Origin of the sequence: Methylosinus sp. H3A (assembly GCF_015709455.1) — a bacterium.
Taxonomy (GTDB): domain Bacteria; phylum Pseudomonadota; class Alphaproteobacteria; order Rhizobiales; family Beijerinckiaceae; genus Methylosinus.
This window is the reverse complement of the sequence record NZ_JADNQW010000005.1, coordinates 3162833-3183174: the sequence shown is the minus strand read 5'-3', so window position 1 is coordinate 3183174 and position 20342 is coordinate 3162833. Positions and strand designations below refer to the sequence as shown.

The 20342-nt window shown below is 61.3% G+C and carries 12 protein-coding genes and 2 pseudogenes; 5 read left to right on the top strand and 9 right to left on the bottom strand.

All coding sequences use genetic code 11. The annotated features are described in order from the left end of the window. Positions 1-55 precede the first annotated feature (55 nt). The gene (locus IY145_RS17610; protein ID WP_246722085.1) at positions 56-460 is read right to left on the bottom strand and encodes a hypothetical protein; all 405 of its coding nucleotides are present in this window, start codon (positions 458-460) and stop codon (positions 56-58) included. 350 nt (positions 461-810) lie between these two features. Here IY145_RS17610 and IY145_RS17605 point away from each other — a divergent pair. Beyond that, positions 811-1718: pseudogene (locus tag IY145_RS17605) on the top strand (IS3 family transposase); the annotation flags it as partial. 172 nt (positions 1719-1890) lie between these two features. Here the strand turns inward: IY145_RS17605 and IY145_RS17600 are convergent. The 5 genes from IY145_RS17600 to IY145_RS17580 all read right to left on the bottom strand — a co-directional run bounded on the left by IY145_RS17600 (position 1891) and on the right by IY145_RS17580 (position 13244). After that, a complete protein-coding gene (locus tag IY145_RS17600; protein ID WP_196409398.1) occupies positions 1891-5178 on the bottom strand; it encodes an efflux RND transporter permease subunit in 3288 nt (1095 codons plus the stop codon). Next, on the bottom strand, positions 5175-8294 hold the full coding sequence (locus IY145_RS17595) for an efflux RND transporter permease subunit (protein ID WP_196409397.1): 3120 nt from the start codon (positions 8292-8294) through the stop codon (positions 5175-5177). Before IY145_RS17595 ends, IY145_RS17600 begins: the two co-directional genes overlap by 4 nt. Further along, positions 8291-9307, bottom strand: coding sequence for an MdtA/MuxA family multidrug efflux RND transporter periplasmic adaptor subunit (locus IY145_RS17590; protein WP_196409396.1), 1017 nt, complete (start codon positions 9305-9307; stop codon positions 8291-8293). Before IY145_RS17590 ends, IY145_RS17595 begins: the two co-directional genes overlap by 4 nt. A 316-nt stretch (positions 9308-9623) precedes the next feature. Continuing rightward, a complete protein-coding gene (locus IY145_RS17585) occupies positions 9624-10934 on the bottom strand; it encodes a PepSY domain-containing protein (RefSeq protein WP_196409395.1) in 1311 nt (436 codons plus the stop codon). A gap of 9 nt (positions 10935-10943) precedes the next feature. After that, the gene (locus tag IY145_RS17580; RefSeq protein WP_196409394.1) at positions 10944-13244 is read right to left on the bottom strand and encodes a TonB-dependent siderophore receptor; all 2301 of its coding nucleotides are present in this window, start codon (positions 13242-13244) and stop codon (positions 10944-10946) included. Positions 13245-14062: 818 nt separating this feature from the next. Here IY145_RS17580 and IY145_RS17575 point away from each other — a divergent pair. The 4 genes from IY145_RS17575 to IY145_RS25815 all read left to right on the top strand — a co-directional run bounded on the left by IY145_RS17575 (position 14063) and on the right by IY145_RS25815 (position 15748). Continuing rightward, positions 14063-14752, top strand: a complete 690-nt coding sequence (locus tag IY145_RS17575) for a response regulator transcription factor (RefSeq protein ID WP_196409393.1) — start codon at positions 14063-14065, stop codon at positions 14750-14752. 2 nt (positions 14753-14754) lie between these two features. Further along, positions 14755-14940 (top strand): hypothetical protein, encoded by a 186-nt coding sequence (locus IY145_RS25825; RefSeq protein WP_246722084.1) that lies wholly within the window; start codon positions 14755-14757, stop codon positions 14938-14940. 92 nt (positions 14941-15032) lie between these two features. Next, positions 15033-15299, top strand: a complete 267-nt coding sequence (locus IY145_RS25820; protein WP_409455312.1) for a hypothetical protein — start codon at positions 15033-15035, stop codon at positions 15297-15299. Further along, a complete protein-coding gene (locus tag IY145_RS25815; protein ID WP_246722083.1) occupies positions 15296-15748 on the top strand; it encodes a sensor histidine kinase in 453 nt (150 codons plus the stop codon). Before IY145_RS25820 ends, IY145_RS25815 begins: the two co-directional genes overlap by 4 nt. Before the next feature lie 37 nt (positions 15749-15785). Here the strand turns inward: IY145_RS25815 and IY145_RS17565 are convergent. The 3 genes and pseudogenes from IY145_RS17565 to IY145_RS17555 all read right to left on the bottom strand — a co-directional run. After that, positions 15786-15965, bottom strand: a pseudogene (locus tag IY145_RS17565) (IS630 family transposase); the annotation flags it as partial. Positions 15966-16256: 291 nt separating this feature from the next. Then, on the bottom strand, positions 16257-18653 hold the full coding sequence (locus IY145_RS17560; RefSeq protein ID WP_210332685.1) for an acylase: 2397 nt from the start codon (positions 18651-18653) through the stop codon (positions 16257-16259). Continuing rightward, positions 18650-20332: a cyclic peptide export ABC transporter gene (locus tag IY145_RS17555; RefSeq protein ID WP_196409392.1), complete on the bottom strand. Its 1683-nt coding sequence runs from the start codon at positions 20330-20332 to the stop codon at positions 18650-18652. Before IY145_RS17555 ends, IY145_RS17560 begins: the two co-directional genes overlap by 4 nt. Between the last annotated feature and the right edge of the window lie 10 nt (positions 20333-20342).

The window sequence follows — 20342 nt, the reverse complement described above, 5'->3', positions numbered from 1 at the left end:
GTTGAAGCTCACGAAGCCGTTCCCCGCGTGAGCGGCGGAGCCGGCGAATATGGCTTCAGGCGATCGGAGGTCGAAGATCCGGAGAACCGGCCAGGGAGGTGGGATCGACGTCGCTCGCGGCGACGATCGCGACCACCACGGGGATGACCGGCAGGCGGAAGAATGCTTCGATCGAGCCGGCGACCGGTGAGGCCTGGCCGCAAGACACTGCCGTGCAATCGTCGGCGCTTTGGGCGCCGTGATCTCCGACAGCTTTATGGCAATCGTCCATAGCCGCGGCGCTCATGCCATCGCATCCGCGATCGGCGCGCGGAGCCGCTCCCCCGCCGGCCAGCAGCGAAGCCAGCACGAGGATGGGAAGAAGCGCGCGGAGCAGACGAACCATGATCTTTTTTACCAGCGGGATGCGAAAGCGTAAACCCGACTCCACATACGGCGAGATAGCGAGTGTTGGATTCAACTGCTGCTTGCTCTATGCCGCGTGCATGGCATAATCTGAGGAAGAAAAGAAACGCCCCGCCGCGTAGTCTACGGTCGGGGCGTCTCGCTTGCTATAGCTCAGGGGAACCACAGCCTTCCAAAGATAAGGTGCAGATTTGGGGGGTCAAGGGATCCGTCCCTCGCCTTCGCTTGCATCCATGGCAAGCGGGACGCCCTCGTCCCGACAGAATTCCCAACCTTGCCAAGGTTGGGGTCGAGGGTTCGGATCCCTTCGCCCGCTCCAAATTTCCTCATCGAAATCAGAGTATTGTGAGAAGGCCGTCGCGAGGCGGCCTTTCGCTTTTCCGGCGTGGTGTCCACATGGTGTCCACCAAGATCGGCGAACTGACGCTGACCAATGATTTTTTGTCCGGCGCGCTCACCAAAGCGGGATTGCTGAGCGTAAAACGATGATCGACCGCAGCCCCGAGCTCCCCATCGCCCGTCAGGCGCGAGCGCTCGGCGTCGCCCGCAGCTCGGTCTACTACAAGCCGCGACCGGTCTCGGCCGAGGATTTGAAGCTCATGCGGCGGATCGACGAATTGCATCTCGACCATCCCTTTGCGGGGGCGCGGATGCTGCGCGATCTTTTGCGGCGCGAGGGCGTCGTCGTCGGTCGCCGCCATGTGGCGACGCTGATGAAGCGGATGGGCATTGCCGCGATCTATCGGCGTCCCAACACGGGCAAGCCCGCGCCAGGGCACAAGATCTACCCTTATCTCCTGCGCGGCGTGAAGATCGAGCGGCCCGATCATGTCTGGGCGACGGACATCTCCTATATCCCGATGCGGCGCGGCTTCGTCTATCTCGCGGCGGTCGTCGACGTGGCGAGCCGGCGCGTGCTGGCGCATCGCGTATCGATCACGATGGAGGCGGAGTTTTGCGTCGAGGCGTTGAAAGAGGCGCTGGCAAAGCATGGCGGACCGGAGATTTTCAACACGGACCAGGGCAGCCAGTTCACCGGCAATGAGTTCACGAGCGTGCTGCTCGATGCGAAAATCGCCATCAGCATGGACGGCAAGGGGGCCTGGCGTGACAATGTGTTCGTCGAGAGGCTGTGGCGCAGCGTCAAATATGAAGAGGTCTATCTGCGCGCCTATGACAGCGTGTCCGAGGCGCGCGCGTCGATCGCCGAATATCTGGCCTTTTACAATGAGCGGCGCCCGCATTCGAGCCTCGACGCCCGCACGCCAGACGAGGCTTATTTTGGTTGTGGAGAGGCCGTGATGGCGGCATGATCGTCGCCGCGATTTTGTCGCGCCTCTGGTCGGGCTACGCCCTCCCGACGCCGCGACAAAATCGCGAAAGCCCCGCGTTCGGCAAACCCCGGCAGGAATCCACCTTATTTTCGTGGGGCGCTGTCCAAATAGGCGAGGCCGGCTCTCTCGCAGCAGAGAAGGCGCGCATCTGTCATTTTCCCGCCTCGCTCAGCGGAACGACCGCTGTTCCATCGCTCGAATGTCTTCCACGCCGAACCAACCGATCGAGATACAGATAGATCACCGGAGTCGTGTAGAGCGTCAGCACTTGGCTGACGACGAGCCCTCCGATGACGGCGATCCCGAGAGGCTGCCGAAACTCGGCGCCGTCGCCCCCGCCGAGGGCGAGCGGCGCGGCTCCGAAAATCGTCGCGACCGTCGTCATCGTGATCGGCCTAAAACGCAGTAGACATGCTTGGTGTATGGCGTCCCGCGCCGGCAAGCCGTGTCGGCGTTGCGCCCGGATCGCCACGTCGATCATCATGATCGCGTTCTTTTTGACGATTCCTGTCAGTAAGATCACGCCGATGAAGGCGACCACCGTAAATTCGATGTTCAACGCCGTCAGCGTCAGGATCGCGCCCAAGCCGGCCGACGGCAAAGTCGACAGAACCGTCACCGGATGGACGAAACTCTCATAGAGGATGCCGAGAATTATGTAGATCACGGCGATCGCCACAATGGCCAGAATCCCCTCCTGGACGATCACCTTCTGGAATGCTGCGGCGGCTCCGGAGAAGCCGGACTGGATCGAGGCCGGCATATGAAGCTCGGCCGCCGTTCGCTCCATCGCCGCGACGGCGTCGCCGAGCGCGACATTCGGCGACAGATTGAACGAAACGGACACGGCGGCGGAGCCGCCGACATGAGTGACGACGAGCGGCGCCGTTTTCTGCTCGAAACGCGCGATCGAGGAAAGCGGAATCATGCTGGCGACCTGCGTGCTGACCGCGGCGCCCGTCGACACCGCGCCGCCCGCTCGATGGGCGATGGCGTTGGCGCGCTGATTGCGCGCGACGTCGGCTGCCGCGGAAGAGCGTCCCGAATCCGCGGCCCCATTCGTCTCGGCCGCGACGGTTCCGATCGGCGCATTGGTGAATTGCACGCCGCCGACGAGCCCCCGCGCGGGGCTGACATAGATTCTATTCAGAACGTCCGGACTTTCCCGAAAGCGCGGCGCCGCCTCCATCACGATGTGATATTGGTTCAGCGGCCCGTAGATGGTGGAGACTTGCCGCTGGCCGAAAGCGTCGTAGAGCACATTGTCGATCTGCCTCATGTCGATCCCCAGACGTTCGGCTTTGTCCCGGTCGACCGTCACAATGGTCTCGAGCGCGTGCGGTCGGGGATCGACATCGGCGTCGCGGATTTCCGGCGCGCGGGTGAGGGCCGCTGTCAGACGAAGCGCCCAAGCCTGAACCTCTGCGAGGTCGTCGCCGCGCAAATCGTAATGATATTGTCCGCTTCTGTTGGCCGGCGCGGAAAAGGCGGCGATATCCTGCGGAGCGACGAGACGCAATGTCGCGCCGGCTACCTTGCTGATTGCCTCGGTCAGTCTGACGTTGACGTCCTGCCAGCTCTCCACGCGCCCCGGCCGCGGCTTCAGCTCGACATAGAGCTCGGCGCTGTTGCGTCTTACGCCGTCCTCGATCACGGCGGCGAAACTCGCCACGGACGGATCGGCGGAAATCAGTTCCGCGGCGCGTTCCAACATTCGTCGCATCGCGGCAGCGGAAACATTCTGGTCCGCCAGCAAGGCGCCGTAGAGCCGGCCCGGGTCCTGCTGTGGCAGCAGCCCTTTGGGGACGACGGCGTAGAGATAGACACTCAGGCCGAGTGCAGCGAAAAACGCCGCGAGCGTCCACCGCGAATGACGAAGGGCGAAATCCAGCGTCCGATCGTAGTGCGCCAACATGCGCTGAAAGATCGCTTCGAGCGCCACGCCGGCCTGCCGGGGCTGGTTTCGCGAGAGCAGGATCGAGCAGAGCATCGGCGTCGTCGTGAGAGAGACGACGAGCGAAATCATGACTGCCGTCGAGAGCGTAACGGCGAATTCTGCGAGCACCCGCCCCATGAGGTCGCCCATGAGCAGAAACGGAATAAAGATCGCGACGAGAGAGAGGCTGATTGCGATGACGGTGAATCCGACCTCGTCGACGCCTCGTAGAACAGCGCGCAGCAGCGGCGTTCCCCGCTCGACATGCCGCGATATGTTTTCGAGGACGATCACGGAATCGTCGATGACCAGTCCGACGGCGATGATGAGCGCCATGAGCGAGACGCTGTCCAGACTGTAGCGCATGACATGCATGACGGCGCCGGTCCCGAGCAGCGAGACGATCGCCGCGATCGCAGGCGGAAATGTCGCGCGAAGGCTGCGAAGAAAGGCGAGCACCACGAGAATGACGAGAACGGCGCCGATGACGAGGCTGTGCCCGAGATCGCGCAGTGAGGCGCGAATGGTGGCGGTGCGATCCGACGCCAACTCGACGGCGATCGCCGGCGGCAACGCAGAGCGGATCTGCTCGAGCCTCGCCTTGATGCGATCGACCGTCTCCACCACATTGGCGCCCGATGTCCGATAGACGCGAACCAGGATGGAAGCTTGTCGGCCCGTGATCGCGAACGGACGGAAATCCTCGACCGAATCGATCACTTCGGCGACATCGGACAATCTGACCGCCTGATCTTCGCGATAGGCGACGATGAGATCGCGCAGCTCGACGGAGTTGCTCACGTGGTCGTTCGCGTAGATCTGAAATCTTCGGCCGTCGCTCTCGATGACGCCCTTCGGACTATTGGCGTTGGCGGCGGCCAGCGCGGCGCGAACGCTCTCCAATTCGACGCCGTATTTCGACAAGGCGTCGGGGTCGATTTCAACGCGCACGGCGAGAGGCGAGGAGCCGAGAATGACGACCTCCCCTACTCCCTGGATCGAAGCAAGCAGCGGCTGCAGCACTGTCGACGCGACGTCATAGACCCGATCGAGTCTCATCGTCGTCGAGCTCAAAGACAGATATGTGATCGGCCAGAAGGCCGAATTCGATTTGAAAATGAGCGGATTCGATCGCAGCGAGCTCGGCAGATCGGCCCGTGCGGCGGCGACCGCCGCCTGCACGTCGCGCGCTGCGCCGTCGATATTGCGGCCGAAGCCGAATGTGAGAGCGACGACAGTCGAGCCGGAGCTGTTGAACGAACGTATTTCCGAGACATCGGCGATCATGCCGAGTCGACGCTCGAGCGGCGCGGCCACCGTCGTCGCCATGACTTCCGGGCTGGCGCCCGGCATTTGCGCCCTCACGCTGATCGCAGGGTAATCGAATTCCGGCATGGGCGCCGCCGGCAGATGGAGAACGGCCAATGCGCCCGCGAGCGCGATGGCGATGGTGAGCAGCGTCGTGGCGACCGGTCGCTCGACAAAGGGGGTCGAGATATTCATTCGCCCACCTCATAGGCGGCCAATTTCATCCGGGGGGAGGCGCCGCCTCCCCAACGGCTCGCCAATCGCTCGAAGGTCAGATAGACGACCGGGGTGGTGAATAGCGTGAGAATCTGGCTCACGGCGAGCCCGCCGATAATGGCGACCCCGAGCGGTTGTCGCAGCTCCGCCCCGGCCCCGGAGGCGAACATCAAAGGCAGAGCGCCGAACATCGCCACGAGCGTCGTCATCAGGATCGGCCGCAAGCGCAGAAGGCAGGCTTGGCGGATCGCTGCGTGCGGATCGAGGCCCTGGTCGCGCTGGGCGACGAGCGCGAAATCGATCATCATGATCGCGTTTTTCTTGACGATGCCGATCAGCAGCACGATGCCGATGACGCCGACGACGTCGAGATCGTGACCTGTGAGCATCAAGGCGAGCAGCGCGCCGACGCCGGCCGAGGGCAAGGTCGAAATGATCGTGATCGGATGGATGAAGCTCTCGTAGAGAACCCCGAGCACGATGTAGACGCATACCAGCGCCGCGAGGATGAGCAAGGGCTCATTGTCGAGCGAGGCCTCGAAAGCCAGCGCCGCGCCTTGAAAATGCGTGCGGACGTCAAAGGTCGACGCGATCTCCTTTTCGGCTCGGTGGACGGCTCGCACCGCTTCGCCGAGCGCTGCGCCCGGACGCAGATCGAAGGAAATCGAAGCCGCCGGAAACGGTCCGAAATGCTCGATCTGCAAAGGCGCCGGTCCGATCTCGACATGTGCGATCGCGGACAGGGGCACCTGACCGCCACGCGCGATGGACGAAGGAAGATAAAGCCGAGCGAGCGCATCCGGCGCGCGCGCGAACGAAGGGGCGGCCGTCAAAATGACGCGCCGCTGATTGGACTGGGTGAAGATGGTCGAAACGATCCGCTGCCCGAACGCGTCGTAGAGCGCATTGTCGATCGTCGCCGATGTGACGCCGAAACGCGCAGCGGTGTCGCGGTCGATGTCGAGATAGGCGCCGATTCCTGCGACCTGCGACGCGCTGCTCACATTTTCGAGCTCGGGCTGGCGCTGCAAACGCTCGATCAGCGCTGGCACGTAGCGATCCAACGAGCGAGAATCGGCGGACTCCGAGACGAAGCGGTATTGCGCGCGACCCATGGCGGCGTCGATGGAGAGGTCCTGAACCGGCCGCAGGTAGAGCGCCGCTCCGGCGACGGCCTCGCATCGGGCGGCAATCCGCCGCGCGATCTCGGCTGCGCTCGCCGCGCGGCGCTCATGCGGCTTCAAATTGATGAGAAACCGTCCAGAGCTCAATGTCATATTCACGCCGTCGGCCCCGACGAAGGACGACAGGCCGGCGACGTCAGGATCCTCGAGAATGAGCCGCGCGAGCGCCTGCTGGCGCTCGGCCATCACCGCGAAGGAGACGTCTCCCGGCGCGACCGAGACGCCGTAAACGACTCCCGTGTCTTGGACCGGGAAGAAGCCTTTCGGAATGGCGACATAGAGAAGAACGGCGACGACGAGCGTCGCCCCCGTCGCCAGGAGCGCCGTGCCCTGACGCTCGAGCACGCGATCGAGGAGCATGGCGTAAAGTCGAACGACGACGTCGAACTTTCGATCGCTCCTGCGTTCGAACGAATTGGCCTCGTCGCCGGCGTTCCGCCGCAAGAGACGCGCGCAGAGCATCGGCGCGAGGCTGAGCGACACTCCGGCCGAGACGATAATCGCCAGACCGAGGGTGACGGCGAACTCTCGGAACAATCGACCGATCACGTCGCCCATGAAGAGGAGCGGTATCAGCACCGCGATCAATGAAATGGTCAATGAGAGAATGGTGAAGCCGATCTGTCGCGAGCCGATGAGGGCCGCATCGAACGGCGATCGCCCCTCTTCGACATGGCGGGCGATATTCTCGATCATGACGATCGAATCATCGACCACGAAGCCGGTCGCGACGGTCAAGGCGAGCAGCGTCAGATTATTGACGCTGAAGCCGAGCAGATACATGCCGGCGAAAGCGCCGACCAAGGAGAGCGGCGCCGAGAGGCTCGGGATCAAGGTGGCGTGGCCGTCCCGGAGGAAGACGAAGATCACGAGAACGACCAGCGCCATCGCCAAAAGGAGATCGTACTCGACGCCATGGACCGACGCACGGATCGATGTGGTTCGATCGGTCAGCACGGCGACCTCGACTCCGGGCGGCAGGCTCGCCTTCAAGCTCGACAATTGGGACTGTATGGCGTCCACCACGGAGATGACATTGGCGCCCGGTTGGCGACGGACGTCGAGAATGATGGCGGGCGTCGTATCCGACCAAGCGGCGACATATTCGTTTTCCGCGCCCTCGACGATCGTCGCGACATCCGAGAGGCGCACGGGCGCTCCATTGCGAAATGCGACGATGATGCGCTTGTAGTCCTCCGCGCGCTTCAGCTGATCATTGGCGTTGATCGCATAGGCGCGCTTTTGTCCCTCGAAGCCTCCTTTCGGCATGTCGACATTGGCGCCGCCGATCGTCGCGCGCAGGTCGTCGATGTCGACGCCGTAAGCAGAAGCGGCGTCGGGATTGACCTCGATCCTGATGGCTGGGCGCTTGCCGCCGCCGATCTCGACGAATCCGACGCCGGGCACTTGCGAGATCTTCCGAGCGAGACGCGCGTCGGCGAGTTCCTGGACGCGCTCGAGAGGCAAAGTTCTCGAGGTTACGGCGAGAGTCAGAATCGGCGCATCGCCCGGGTTGATCTTCGCATACGCCGGCGGCGCCGGCAGATCGCTCGGCAGCAGGCTCTGAGCGGCGTTGATCGCCGCTTGCGCCTCCTGCTCGGCGATGTCCAGCGCGATGTCGAGCGAAAAGCGAAGAGTGATGACCGACGCGCCGCCAGAGCTCGTCGAGTTCATCTGCTCGAGACCGGGCATCTGACCGAGCTGCCGCTCGAGCGGAGCGGTGACTGCGCTCGCCATCACCTCGGGACTGGCTCCCGGGTAGAAGGTTCTGATTTCGATGACCGGATGGTCGAACGCAGGCAGCGCCGAGACGGAAAGAAATGCGAAGCCGATCGCCCCGCACAGCAATAGGGCGACCATCGTCAATGTGGTCGCGACCGGCCGCCGGATGAACAGCGCCGAGGGATTCACTTTTCGATCACCTTCACCTTGGCGCCGTCGCGCAGGCGATCGGAGCCGGCGATCACGAGCCGCTCGCCGGGCTCGAGGCCGGAAAGAACTGCGGTCGTCCCCTTTTCCGCCGGCCCGAGTTCGATCGGTCGCGCGATCGCCCTATCCTCCTCGGAGAGGACGAAGGCAAAGGCGCCATTCGGGCCATATTGGACGCCTTCGCTCGGAATGATCGTGACTTCACGAAGCGTATCGACGAGCAGACGGACATTGACGAATTGATTTGGAAAGAGCGACGAGTCGCGGTTGTCGAGCTGCGCCTTGAGCTTTACCGTGCCCGTCGCAGGATCGACTTGGGAATCGACGCTCGCGAGCGTCCCTTCTGCGATCAGCTTCCTGCCGGATCGATCATAAACAGCGACCGCGAGCTTGCTACCCACCTCGACCTGCTTCAAAACCTCGGGCAGATGATCTTCGGCCAAGGGGAAAACCACGGTGATCGGCTGCAGCTTCGTGAGGATGACGATGCCCTCGCCGCCCGCCTGCACATAATTTCCCAAGTCGACTTGGCGCAGCCCTACTCGGCCCGACACCGGAGCCGTGATGCGGCAATAATCTAGATTGAGCACGGCGTTCGCGACATTTCCTTCGTCGATCTCCACCACGCCCTCATATTGACGCACGAGCGATTCTTGCGTGTCGAGCTGTTGACGAGAGATCGAGCTCTGCTTGACCAGACGCTGATAGCGCTCGCGGTCGAGGCGTGCGTTTTCGAGCAGCGCGCGATCTCGCATGAGCTGCCCTTGCGCCTGACGCAGCGCATGTCGATAGGGCCGAGGATCGATTTCCGCGAGGAAGTCGCCCTCCTTCACCATCTGCCCTTCTTCGAAGCCGATTTGTGTCAGCCGACCGGAAATTTGCGTCTTCACCGAGACCGTCGCGAGGGATTTGACCGTTCCGAGCGCTGCGAGAGTGACCTGGAAGTCGCCTTCCGTCGCGGTCGCCACTCCGACCGGAATGGGCGGCGGCGCCATGTCGTGAGCGGGTTGGGCGCCGCTTGACCACCTCGAAACGGCCCAAGCGAACCCGACAAACAGCAGCGCGATCGCCGCTTTCCGAGCAAAGCGACGGCGTTCGGAGGATTCGCCTGCAGCGCCCGCGGCGGGGGCCTCGTGTTCGGCGCGAAACGACGAGTCGGCGGCCGGATCCGCGCTCACTTTCCGTCCCGACAACCGCACGAAAATCGCGGTGCGTGCGTTGACGTCGGCGTGTCGCCATTCCATCCGATGTGATGTCGCAGTTCGCGCATGTCGCTTTCCTCATCGAGAGCCTTATTTCGAACGGCGGCTCTCAGAGTCGCCGCTCCGACGTCGCTCGTGCATCGGCACGACTCGAAAATGCGCCGCCGCGATCGGCGGTGTGAAACCCTGCAATCGATTTCAATAGACTTTTAAGACGGCTCCCTCGCTTCGTGGGCGCCATGTCGTGAGCTCGGCGTTTTTGGAGCCAGCGAAGAACTCCGGTCGCGAACAGGAGTGGCCAGCTCAGACCGAACAGACAAACCACGATACGGCCGGGCCAGCCAAAGACATAACCGGAATGCAACGGCCACTGCCACTGGATGAAGCCGTCGCCGTCGCCGGCGAGCGGATCTTTCACGTGCAGCACGTCGCCGCCATATCGGGCTATATAAATCGTCCGACGGCCCTCCAGCCCCCAGCCGATCGGAAACATCTGTTTGAATACATACGGCCCGTCTGGCCGCAAAAGACTGAAGGACTCTGTTCTCCCGTCCGGATATCTCGAGGCGGCGGCGGCAAAAGCCTCGTCGAGCGTCGTCGGCCCTTCGGTTCCATGCGCGGAACGCAAGCGTTCGATTTTGGTGATCGGCGAGAACGCCTCCACAATAGCGTTGAATTGCTCAGGTAAATTGAACGAGACGCCCGAAACGATGACGGCCAGAGCGACAGGAAGGAAAAACATTCCGACGAGCCGATGAATGTCATAGTTCAATCTCTTCGCCCTCGCCGGCCATTTCAGCGTAAAAGCGTTCCGCCACTTACCATTGCGCGGCCACCACAAAACAATGCCGGTCACTGTCGATATCAGGGCGATGATGGCCAGAACGCCGACGATCGCCATGCCGTGATCGCGCATGAGCAGCGCGTAATGCAGCTTGAACAGGAAGCCGGTCAGGCTGTTCTCGAAGGGATTGCGGCCGGAATAATGCAGCCGCGCGCCAGTCACTGTCGCCGTATTAGGATCGACGAAGACGTTCACGACATCGGGCGGCGCGCCCTCCATCGCGCGCAGCGGAAAAAAGAACCAGAAGGCCTTGCGCGGATGGTTTGGATAATAGACGAAGAAATCGGTCGGCTCGCCGGGAACGGCCTTTTTCGCAGCCGCCGTGATGTCCTCGAGCGTACGCCAGGCGGCGTGGCCCTGCGGCGGCGCATCGGCGATCGATAGCGCTGGCGTCAGCCACCCGTCGATCTCGTGAAAGAACACCAGGGCCGAGCCGGTGACGCCGATCAGAGATAGAAACAGCCCCACCGCGAGGCCGATCCAGAGATGGATCGTCAGCCAGACCTTGCGCGAACCGGAGAGGCCGACCGGCCTCTTCGCGAAGAGGGAAAGCCGGGGCAGTTCGACTTCCGTCATGACGCCCTCTCAAAATTTCACCTTCAACGATCCGATGAATGTTCTGGGCTGGCCGTAATAAGCGTTGAGCCCGCCATCGGTAGCTTCGAAATATTTCGCGTCGCCGATGTTCTTGACGTTGAGTTGCGCCTCGACGGGAAAGTTTTCGACGACCGTCCGATAGCCGATCATCGTGTCGAAGGTGACATAGCCGGGCAGTTGATAGGAATTGGTGTTGTTGCCCTGACGGAGGCCATTGGCGTAGAAGCCGGCGCCGAACGCCCACCCCTCCTTCTGGCCGGGCGCCGAGTCGTATTTCGCCCATAGATTGCCCGCATGGCGCGGCACGCCCGCCCAACGCTTGCCAAGAAGCGCGCCGGTCCCCGTGGTGCTGTTTTCAATGATGATGGCGTCGTCGTAAGTGTAGCTGCCGATCAGGCTGATATTGTCGGTCACCTGGCCCGCGATGTCGAGTTCGACGCCGCGACTGCGTACCTTGCCCGTCGCGACCTGATAGATCGTATTGGGGCGCGAAGGATCGGGCGCCAGGACGTTCTTGAGATAGAGATCGAAGGCCGCGACCGAAGCCGTCACCTTTCCCCCGAGGAGGTTGGCTTTCGCCCCCAATTCATATTGTTGCCCTTCCTGCGGCTTGAACGGCGTGCCGTCGGCGCTCACCGCGGCGGCGTTGGATGTGCCGAACGACTCCGAATAGCTGGCGTAGATCGAATATTCCGGCGTCAACTTGAACAACAACCCGCCGTTTGGCGAAATCTTGCGTTCGGTCGGATTCCCCTTCCACGATGGATTGTAGTGGCCGTCGCACGCTGGAAAGCACGTCGAGCCTGCTTGCGTTCCGAAAATCTCCGACTGCGCGTCGAACGCGACGTCGTAACGGCCGCCGATCAGAAAGTGGATGAAGTCGTCATAGGAGATATCGTCCTGGACGTAATAGCCGAAGTTCTGCTGCTTGACGCGCTGCAAGATGTTGCCCGACGCCTGAGCGATCTGCCCCTGGATAGCCGAATAGCCGATATCGCCATAATAGGGAGCCCAAATGTTGAAGGGAGGAATCGGCTGAGCGGCGCTTGCGTTTGGATTGTCTCCCTTGAGCACTTGCCTGTGATCATAGAAGTCGAAACCAAACAGCAAATTATGTTCGAAAGGACCGGTTTCCAATTTCCCGCTCAGATCGAGATTGAGCGACCAGGTGTCGCGATAGAACCGGTTCCATGTCACCTTGCGGTTCATGAGTCCCGTCGCGAGATCGAGGCCGCGCGAAATGACGATATGCTGCATTTCATCGACATGTTGATAATGCGCCCTGTTCGTCACCTTCCATTGATCGTTGAAATGGTAGGTCCAGTCCGCCGAAACGAGGACGCGCTCCATCACATCCGGGAGATTGTCGTACATGCCGGGAACGTTCTGCGTCCAATTGCGCGGCAGACTGGCCGGCCGACCGGTCAGCCACGGCACTCTGTAGGAAAGAGCCAGCGCTGGGATTTGTTGACCGTAGATGCCGCGATTGGTTGTCGCGAGATTATTGTATTCGATCCCGACATTGGCCTCGAACTGCGTCGTCGGCTTCCAGGTGAGCGCGGTCAAGACCGAGCCATTGTCGCGATGCTTGAAGTTGACAAAACTATCGGCGTGGTCATAGACGCCGATCAAGCGATAGAGCAGCGACTTGTCTTGCGTCACCGGACCGGTGACATCGACCGTGGTGCGCGCGAGGCCCCAGCTGCCGAATTGCTCCTCGATGCTGCGGGCCGCCTCCTCCTGCGGCTTCTTGGTCGCGAAATTGACTAGGCCGCCGGGCTGGATGCGGCCATAGAGCATGGCGGCGGGGCCTTTCATGATCTCGACGCGATCGATAAAGGCCGGGTCTTCCGCGCCGGAGACCGTAACCAACTTGAGCCCGTTACGATAAACATTGCCGCTCGTGCCGAATCCACGAATGAGAAAATTGTCGTAATAGGCGCCGGGCGCGGTCTGCACGCCGCTGACGAATTTGACCGCCTCCTGGCTATTCAAGACCTGATTGTCTTCCAACACCTGCTTGGGAATGACCTGGACGGACCGCGGCGTATCGAGGATCGGAGCGTCGGTCTTCAACGCCGACGTCGCCTTCGCCGCCGCATAGCTGGTCCCGTTTCCCTCGCCATTGGCGCCGCGACCCGATGGTCCGGCGCCGGCGGGCGCGGCGCCGCCCCGCTCGGCGGCGATGTCGATCGCGGGCAAAGCCTCTTGCGCAGCCGAAATCACCGGGAAAAACGCGAAAGCCAACGCGCCAGCGGAGACGCCGCGCAACAAGATCGAACGGAACATACTAGTTCTCCTGAGACGGCGCTCTGGCCACCCATGCAGATTGAGACGAACATGGCGCGGCCCTGCGGCCGCCTGCAGTCGGTCAGGAGAAAGACGGTGGCGCGCGCGACGACCAGGAACTGGCCCAGCCAGACACCGGCGGCGGAGGAGGCGCTCCGACAAAATTTGTCGCTATCAAACCTGGCGCCGCCGGCGGCGCCGTCGGCGAGGGGGCGGGCGTCAGGACGACGACCGAGGCGCCGTCATAGTCGCGTGCTCCGCAAAGAACGCAGCATTGAGAATGTATGGACTGCTGCGACGGCGCCTTGTCATGAGCCGAACCCGCCGCGCAGAACGCGACCGCGGAGAAGAAGGCATTCGTCGGCCCATCGCCGTGGCGGACGAAGGAAGACCCAACGGACGCAAGGCCTTGCAAAATGACGAACAGCACCACCAAGCACGCGACAGCCGGACGCGCCGAAGGCAGCCCTCCGCGCCCCTTGTCACTCTGCTCGCGCTCGCCCTGGACCATCACGCTCGTTCCAAACCGGGAGCTTTCTCGAGTTCTGCCCTCAAATCCGAGACCTCGAGCTGTCGTCTACACACAACACTAGACGCGAAAGGTCATGTGAACCTCATGGTCGGCAGGGCGATCGAGAAAACGGGAAACTGTGTCTTGGGCGCCACAGTCTTCTCCGATTCGTGATCGTCTCCATTTTTCCGATCCCGCAGAGCGCTATTGCCAACAGGGCGACCCTGGTTATGAATAGCGACGCGACGGTATAGTTTGGTCTGGATGGGCCGAACGCCGAACGCAGGACAAGCTGGGAGCGGCGCCCATGCGAATTCTGTTGGTCGAGGACTATACGGAACTCGCGAGCGAAATCGCCCGCCGGATCGAACGGGCGGGCTTTGCCGTCGATCGTTCCGATACGATCGCAGGGGCGTCAATCGCGCTCGACAGCAACTCCTATTCCTTGACTTTGCTGGACCGCAGGTTGCCGGACGGCGACGGCCTGTCTCTGATTTCGCATATCCGCCGGCTGCACCCGGCCAGCCGCATCCTGATGCTGACCGCGCTCGACTCCATCGACGACAGGATCGAAGGTCTGGACGCCGGGGCCGACGACTATCTGACGAAGCCGTTCAACCTCGACGAGATGATGGCGCGCATTCGCGCCAGCCTGCGAAGGCCCGGAGGCGGTCGAACTCCGCCGATCATCATCGGGGCGCTGTCCTTCGACCTCGACATGCGGACGGTGTCGGTTGCGAACCGTCCCGTATTGTTCTTGCGCCGAGAACTGGCGCTGCTCGAGGCTTTGGTCCGACGCGCCGACTGCGTCGTGCCGCGAGAGAGGCTCCTGTCGGGGATTTACGGGCTCGACGCGGAGGTCCATGAGCATGCGTTGACCGCGCTCGTCTCGCGCGTTCGTTCGCGCCTGTCGGAACTCGGCGCGGGCGTCGAAATTCATTCGGCGCGCGGGCTCGGATACATGATCGCCAAGGCGAAGCCCCGGCCGACGACATAAATATGGCGCCCTCGCTCGCCACTCGCGTTGTCGCCTATCTGGTCGTTCCACAGTTCGTCGCCTTCGCGACAGGATGGATCGTCACGATCATCCTGGGGTTTGCCGGCGTCGCCGCCTTCGAAGCTTTCGGTAGGACGGCGGACGAGCTAGCCTCCGCGCGAATGATCCAGCTCGTCGTCGCGTCGTGACGGCGCTCATCTCGGCCGGGGCCGCCCTATTCGCCGTCCGGCGCGGGTTAACGCCGCTGCGCGCAATCACCGACGAAGCGGCGCGCATAGACATGAACATGTTGCATCAGCGACTGTCGGTCGGCGATGTCCCGTCCGAGATCGCTCCGCTCGTCAACGGCATGAACGTCGTTCTGGAGAGGCTCGCCGCCGGCGCCGCGCGGACGCGCCGCTATACGGCCAACGCCGCGCATGAATTGCGCACGCCAATCGCGATCTTGCGGGCGAGACTGGAAAATCTGGAAGGGTTGCCCATCAAAGGGGCCCTGTTGACCGGCTGCAGGCCGTCGTCGAGCAGCTGCTCGTCGCGGCGCGCTTGACGGAACGGCAGATCGCGCTCGCTCAGGAAGTCGACTTGGTGACGTCGGTCCGAGAGGTCGTCTTTCTCTACTTGCGGCTCGCCATCGAATGCGACCGAATGATCGAATTCGAAACCTGCGCGCCTCGCGTCGTCGCACACGGCAATCGCAGGGCGATCGACGCCGTCGCCAATCTCATCGACAATGCGCTACGCGCGGAGCCGTCGGGCGGCGCCGTCGTCGTTCTCGTCGGTCCAGGAGCCACAGTCGCCGTGATCGATCACGGTGAGGGGGTCGCACAGGCCGAATGCGAGATGATTTTCGAGCCCTTCTGGCGCAAGAGTGAAGCGACGCCCGGCACGGGGCTGGGCTTGGCCATCGCCAAGGAATTGATGGACAATATGCACGGAAAAATCGGCGTGGAGGAAACGCCGGGCGGCGGCGCGACGTTCAAATTGATTTTCTCATAGATTGCCAAGACGTCTCGCATTCCCTAGCGGAATCCGATCAAGCTGCATCATAGCCGGATACTGCAAAGTAATTCGCGCATTCGCTCGGCGTGACGCTTCGCAGGGCCTGGGCGACCGCGGCGTCGAGCGCATCGACAGTGCGCGCCGCGATGCGCTGGAGAACCGCCTTGATCTTCGAGAAGGATTTTTCGATCGGGTTGAAGTCCGGCGCGCTTGGCCCAGCGCACGGCTGTCGCCGGACCGATATCGAACCGTGCGGCCCCTGTCGGCGCGACATCCCGCCCCGGATCGCCTTCATTACCTTCTCGCGAAGATCCATCGACAGCGCCATGATCCCCTCCCAGCCGATCGCGCTGTTCAATGCCGATCAGCGCTCCGCTTCAGATATGGGAATCCGCCACGCTTTATCGAATCGCCATGCTCGGACGACGCTCTAGCGTCGCGCCATCTGACCACGGATAGAAAAACGCTTCTCTTACGTCGCGCTGCTGATCGACCGGAGCCCACGTCAATATCGGAGCGTCTGGCGCTCGAAGGAAGGATCCGCCTCGATCTCTCGCTCAGAAAAGGGGAGATGCACCCACTCCTTCTTGGAAAAGAGCTCGGTCTGATCGGCGAAATGCGGCGACTCTGGATTCAGAGATTCCGAAAACGTGAGCAAACTCTCGACTCGCGGGCCCCTCTGATCGAAGGAAACGATCTGGATGTAACTCGAGCCGTAAACCACTTCGCGCCTGCCATTGCCGGAAGGCGTGCTCCGAACGACATTGTACACGCCCATCGCGCTACTGCCCCCGTGAATTGGAATGGCTCGATCGCCTTTCGACGCCACCTGAATCTCCCCCCACTTCGCGTCGGGTCTGAAGCCTGCTCTAGTGGCCTCCCGCTCCGACGATATCAAAGCAGCTCTCAGTTGCGCCGCGACCTTGGGGTCGCCGATATTCAGTCCATAGGGTGTATCGACAGGACGCGAGGGATCGAAAGACACCCGCCACGCGTTCCGGATCTCGCGCGCACGTTCCATGAACCCTTCGAAGTAGACATAGCCCATATTGGCGTCGAGATCGGCAGTCCGATTCCAAGCGCTCAACTTCTCGCACGAAGTCGCCAGAACGAGAGCCTCTCGATTTTCGCTCCTTCCCACTGTCTCATCCGCACACAATTTCAATAGATCATCCATGACCAATGAAGCGAGATACACGTCGTCCCGCATGACGAGCGTCCGCAAATCTTCGACGTCGAGACCATTTTCACTTCGCGTGGATTCTTCCCGACGACGCCGAAGCCATTCGAGCGTGTATCGCGCCCTTCCTCCGAGCTCGATTTTTTCTCGACTTACGATGGGCGAAAAGCCAGTCAAAGGTTGATCTGGATTAGCGAGCCACGCGCTATCGTTCGAATTCTGAACGAAATCCTCGCGTCTCAAAATCGGCAAGCCCTCGCCGGGAAACAGGCCTTCGTGCGCCTCGCGCGGATTTCTGTCCCATTCGCAGGCGACTCTCGTCCCGTCGAGCACAGGAAATTTGACACGCAATGTCGTAACGAGATTCTGCGGATTACAGGCAATGAGCTTGGCGGCGTTGATGTTCGGGATTGCCGAGACATTCATGAACAGCGCCGTTCCTTCCGCGTCCACAGCTATCGTGTTGACCCAGGGAATGCCCAGCATCTGGGTAACGTCGGACTGAAACTCGTCGAGAGAGCTCGCGCGATTCATAGCGTACCACTGCTGCAACGCCCTGCCATTTCCCGCGTTTGCGTCATGAATGGCGAACGCCTGGCCATTCTTCCACGCGAGTTGATCGGAGACGCCGAGCACGGGACCAAATCTCGACTGATAGAAGTCATGCGATCGCTGCTCGAGAGAGCCGGTTTCGCCGAGAACGTCGACGACTACCGAGATTTTCTGCATCGACTCGTATTCACCGTCGACCAAATATCTAGTCGCATCGGCAGGATCGAGCTGCAGACGATAAGCCACGAAATGACTCGACGCATCGACCGTATGCGTCCATGCGAGGTTCCGTGTGAAGCCGATATTGACGATCGGCAGTCCCGGCAGAGAGGCGCCCATGACGTCGAGCTTCCCGGGAATAGTCAAATGCATCTGGTAGAAACGTAGAGGCCCCGACCAGGGATAATGCGGGTTTGCAAGCAGCAGCCCCCTGCGGTTTCGAGAGAACGCCTTTCCGATAGCGAGGGCGTTACTCCCAGGGATATCCTCCTGAACGTCCCGCTGTGCCGTAAGCGATACGGGCTCACGCGTGAGTTCGCCATTTCGTTTCCCGCCCATGTCGGCCCCGGCTGGCGGCGAGGCCGCCACGAGCGCTTTCAGGAAACGTCCGAGCCCGTTCTGTACGAGCAATCGACGCATGTTCTTCAAGAGATCGATCTCGGAGATCGGTCGCACCCAACGCTTGTCGCGGCATGCCGGAGGCAACCCCTCGGCTCCCGCGTCGATCAAATAGCGATTGTGCCCGGCGGCGTATCCAGAGAGCAAGTCCCGAACCGCCTTCGTCTGCGCGCGCGCCATCGCGTCGATCTCTTTGTCATTGTTCAGCCAACGAAAAAAGAAATCGCTTTCGAGATTGCCAATATCGGTAGCGGCCATCGCGTCCGGCCCCCAAAACTTCGAACGCTCGCCGTTGACGGTGACGAGTTCTTCGGCCAGAAGGCAGATATTGTCCCGCGCATAGGCATAACCGACCCCATAGCCGAGTCCCTTCTCGTCGGCAGCTCTGATGTGCGGAATGCCATATGAAGTCCGACGTATTTCGACGATCGCATTCGGAACATTTTGTCGCGCTTGAAGGAAGCATGCCGCCCCGCCGAAAAGCGCCAACACGCCGGCGACGCAAACGCGGACTCGCGCGGAGGATCGAGCTTCAGACATCGTCGTCATCATGCGTTTTCCTTCATGCCTTCGACGGACTTGGCAAATGCCGGGTTCAACTCCTGCAGTCGCCCCGCCGTGAGCCTCAGCAGGCGATCGGGTAAATGAAAATAGCGATGGTCGTGGGTAATCACGATGACCGTTTTGCCACGCGCCTTCAGCGCCGGCAGCAATTCTCGGTAGAAGGTGTCTCTGAACTCCGGATCTTGTTCGGCCGTCCATTCGTCGAAAAAATAGAACGGTCGATCTGCGAGACAGGCGGAGAGCAGCGCAAGTCTCTTACGTTGGCCCCGCGAGAGGTCGATGGTCGAGAAACGCCCGTTTTCGATCAAAAGCTTGTCCTCGAGCTGCAGAAAGGCGAGCAATTCCTCTAGACGGCCTTGCCGACCTTCTTTCGAGGCGCCAAAAAGAGAGTCGAAGATATAGGCGTCGGCGAAAACCACCGAGAAATTCTGACGGTAGAAATCTCGCATTTCCCGCGTGATCGTTCGGCCATCGAGTCTGATCTCACCGGAAACCGGCGCTAGAAGCCCGAGGATGACAAGACCCAGCGTCGTCTTCCCGCTTCCATTGGCGCCTGTCAGAAAGACGAGCTCGCCTGGTTCGATGCGGAGGTTCACGGGTCCAAGCAGATGGCCGCCTTTTCCTTCGTCTCCGGAAGGATATCGATAGGAAACATCGACCAACTCCAGCGTCGATGGCGCAGTTGCGCGAGCGACCGCTTCCTCGCTCGCATCGGCCTCAGTCTCCGTCCAGCGACCGGAGTTCAATTCGTCCACGACTCTCGAGGCTGCTATCCCCTTCCCGAGGGCCGGTATCGCGTTCACGATGGCCGAAAGGGGGCCGCCGATAAATAAGATCGTCAGCACGAAGCCAGTGAGGCTCTCTTTGCGAGCTGCCTCCGCGAACGTCGGCGCAAACAAGATCAAGCCGATCAAAAGAAAGTAGATGGATTGGGTCCAGCGTCCTCCGATGGCATAAATGGTCGACGCCATATTTCGTCGATTTCTGACCGCATTCGCGGTCTCGTCGAACTCCCCTTCGAAGAATGCGCGGCGTCGACGCACATCCATTTTTAATTCCTTATACCCTTCCGTTATCACACGATAATGCCCGAACAACGCATTGTCGGCCTCCCTCGCCGATTGCAGCCATTTGCAGGCCCATTGCTGCGCGAATTGCCAGCTCAAAAGGCCAATGGCTAGAAACGTCAACGCGATAAGCAAAAGAATTGGCGAGAGGAATCCGAGGTAGACGAAAGCCGCGACGAGCTTAGAACCTTCTACGAATATTACAGGTATGACATCCTGCGCTTGAACGATGCTGCCGATATCGTCCGTCAGAATAGCCATGAGCCGATGCGGACCATAGGAATGCAACATGCTGGCCGGCGCCGAAAGAATGCTGCGGCCGAGTCGGATACGTAGCTTGTAATGATTGTATTGCGCCAATCTCGACAAGGAGATCGATGACAGAGTGCTTGCCAAGAACACGACCAGGCAAACGCCGAAAAACGTTGGAGCCTGTCCTGGCCGCTCTGCGTCTGCCGCCAATGAACCATTAATGAAAGAGATAAGATAGGCCTGACCGACACCGGCGACAATTCCAGCCGCCGCGGACAAGGCCACTCCGAGTTTTGAGCCGCTCGATAAGAACGAGAAGCGTCCTGGCGAAAAGCTGGCCGTGAGCATTACCCATTCC

What these genes read in the sequence shown, in the direction of transcription:
- IY145_RS17590 (WP_196409396.1), bottom strand. Translation starts at nt 9,307, where the DNA reads ATGGCGCCGCCGCCCATTCCGGTCGGAGTGGCGACCGCGACGGAAGGC.
- IY145_RS17585 (WP_196409395.1), bottom strand. Translation starts at nt 10,934, where the DNA reads ATGACGGAAGTCGAACTGCCCCGGCTTTCCCTCTTCGCGAAGAGGCCG.
- IY145_RS17555 (WP_196409392.1), bottom strand. Translation starts at nt 20,332, where the DNA reads ATGCTCACGGCCAGCTTTTCGCCAGGACGCTTCTCGTTCTTATCGAGC.
- IY145_RS17600 (WP_196409398.1), bottom strand. Translation starts at nt 5,178, where the DNA reads ATGAATATCTCGACCCCCTTTGTCGAGCGACCGGTCGCCACGACGCTG.
- IY145_RS25820 (WP_409455312.1), top strand. Translation starts at nt 15,033, where the DNA reads ATGAACATGTTGCATCAGCGACTGTCGGTCGGCGATGTCCCGTCCGAG.
- IY145_RS17575 (WP_196409393.1), top strand. Translation starts at nt 14,063, where the DNA reads ATGCGAATTCTGTTGGTCGAGGACTATACGGAACTCGCGAGCGAAATC.
- IY145_RS25825 (WP_246722084.1), top strand. Translation starts at nt 14,755, where the DNA reads ATGGCGCCCTCGCTCGCCACTCGCGTTGTCGCCTATCTGGTCGTTCCA.
- IY145_RS17580 (WP_196409394.1), bottom strand. Translation starts at nt 13,244, where the DNA reads ATGTTCCGTTCGATCTTGTTGCGCGGCGTCTCCGCTGGCGCGTTGGCT.
- IY145_RS17560 (WP_210332685.1), bottom strand. Translation starts at nt 18,653, where the DNA reads ATGATGACGACGATGTCTGAAGCTCGATCCTCCGCGCGAGTCCGCGTT.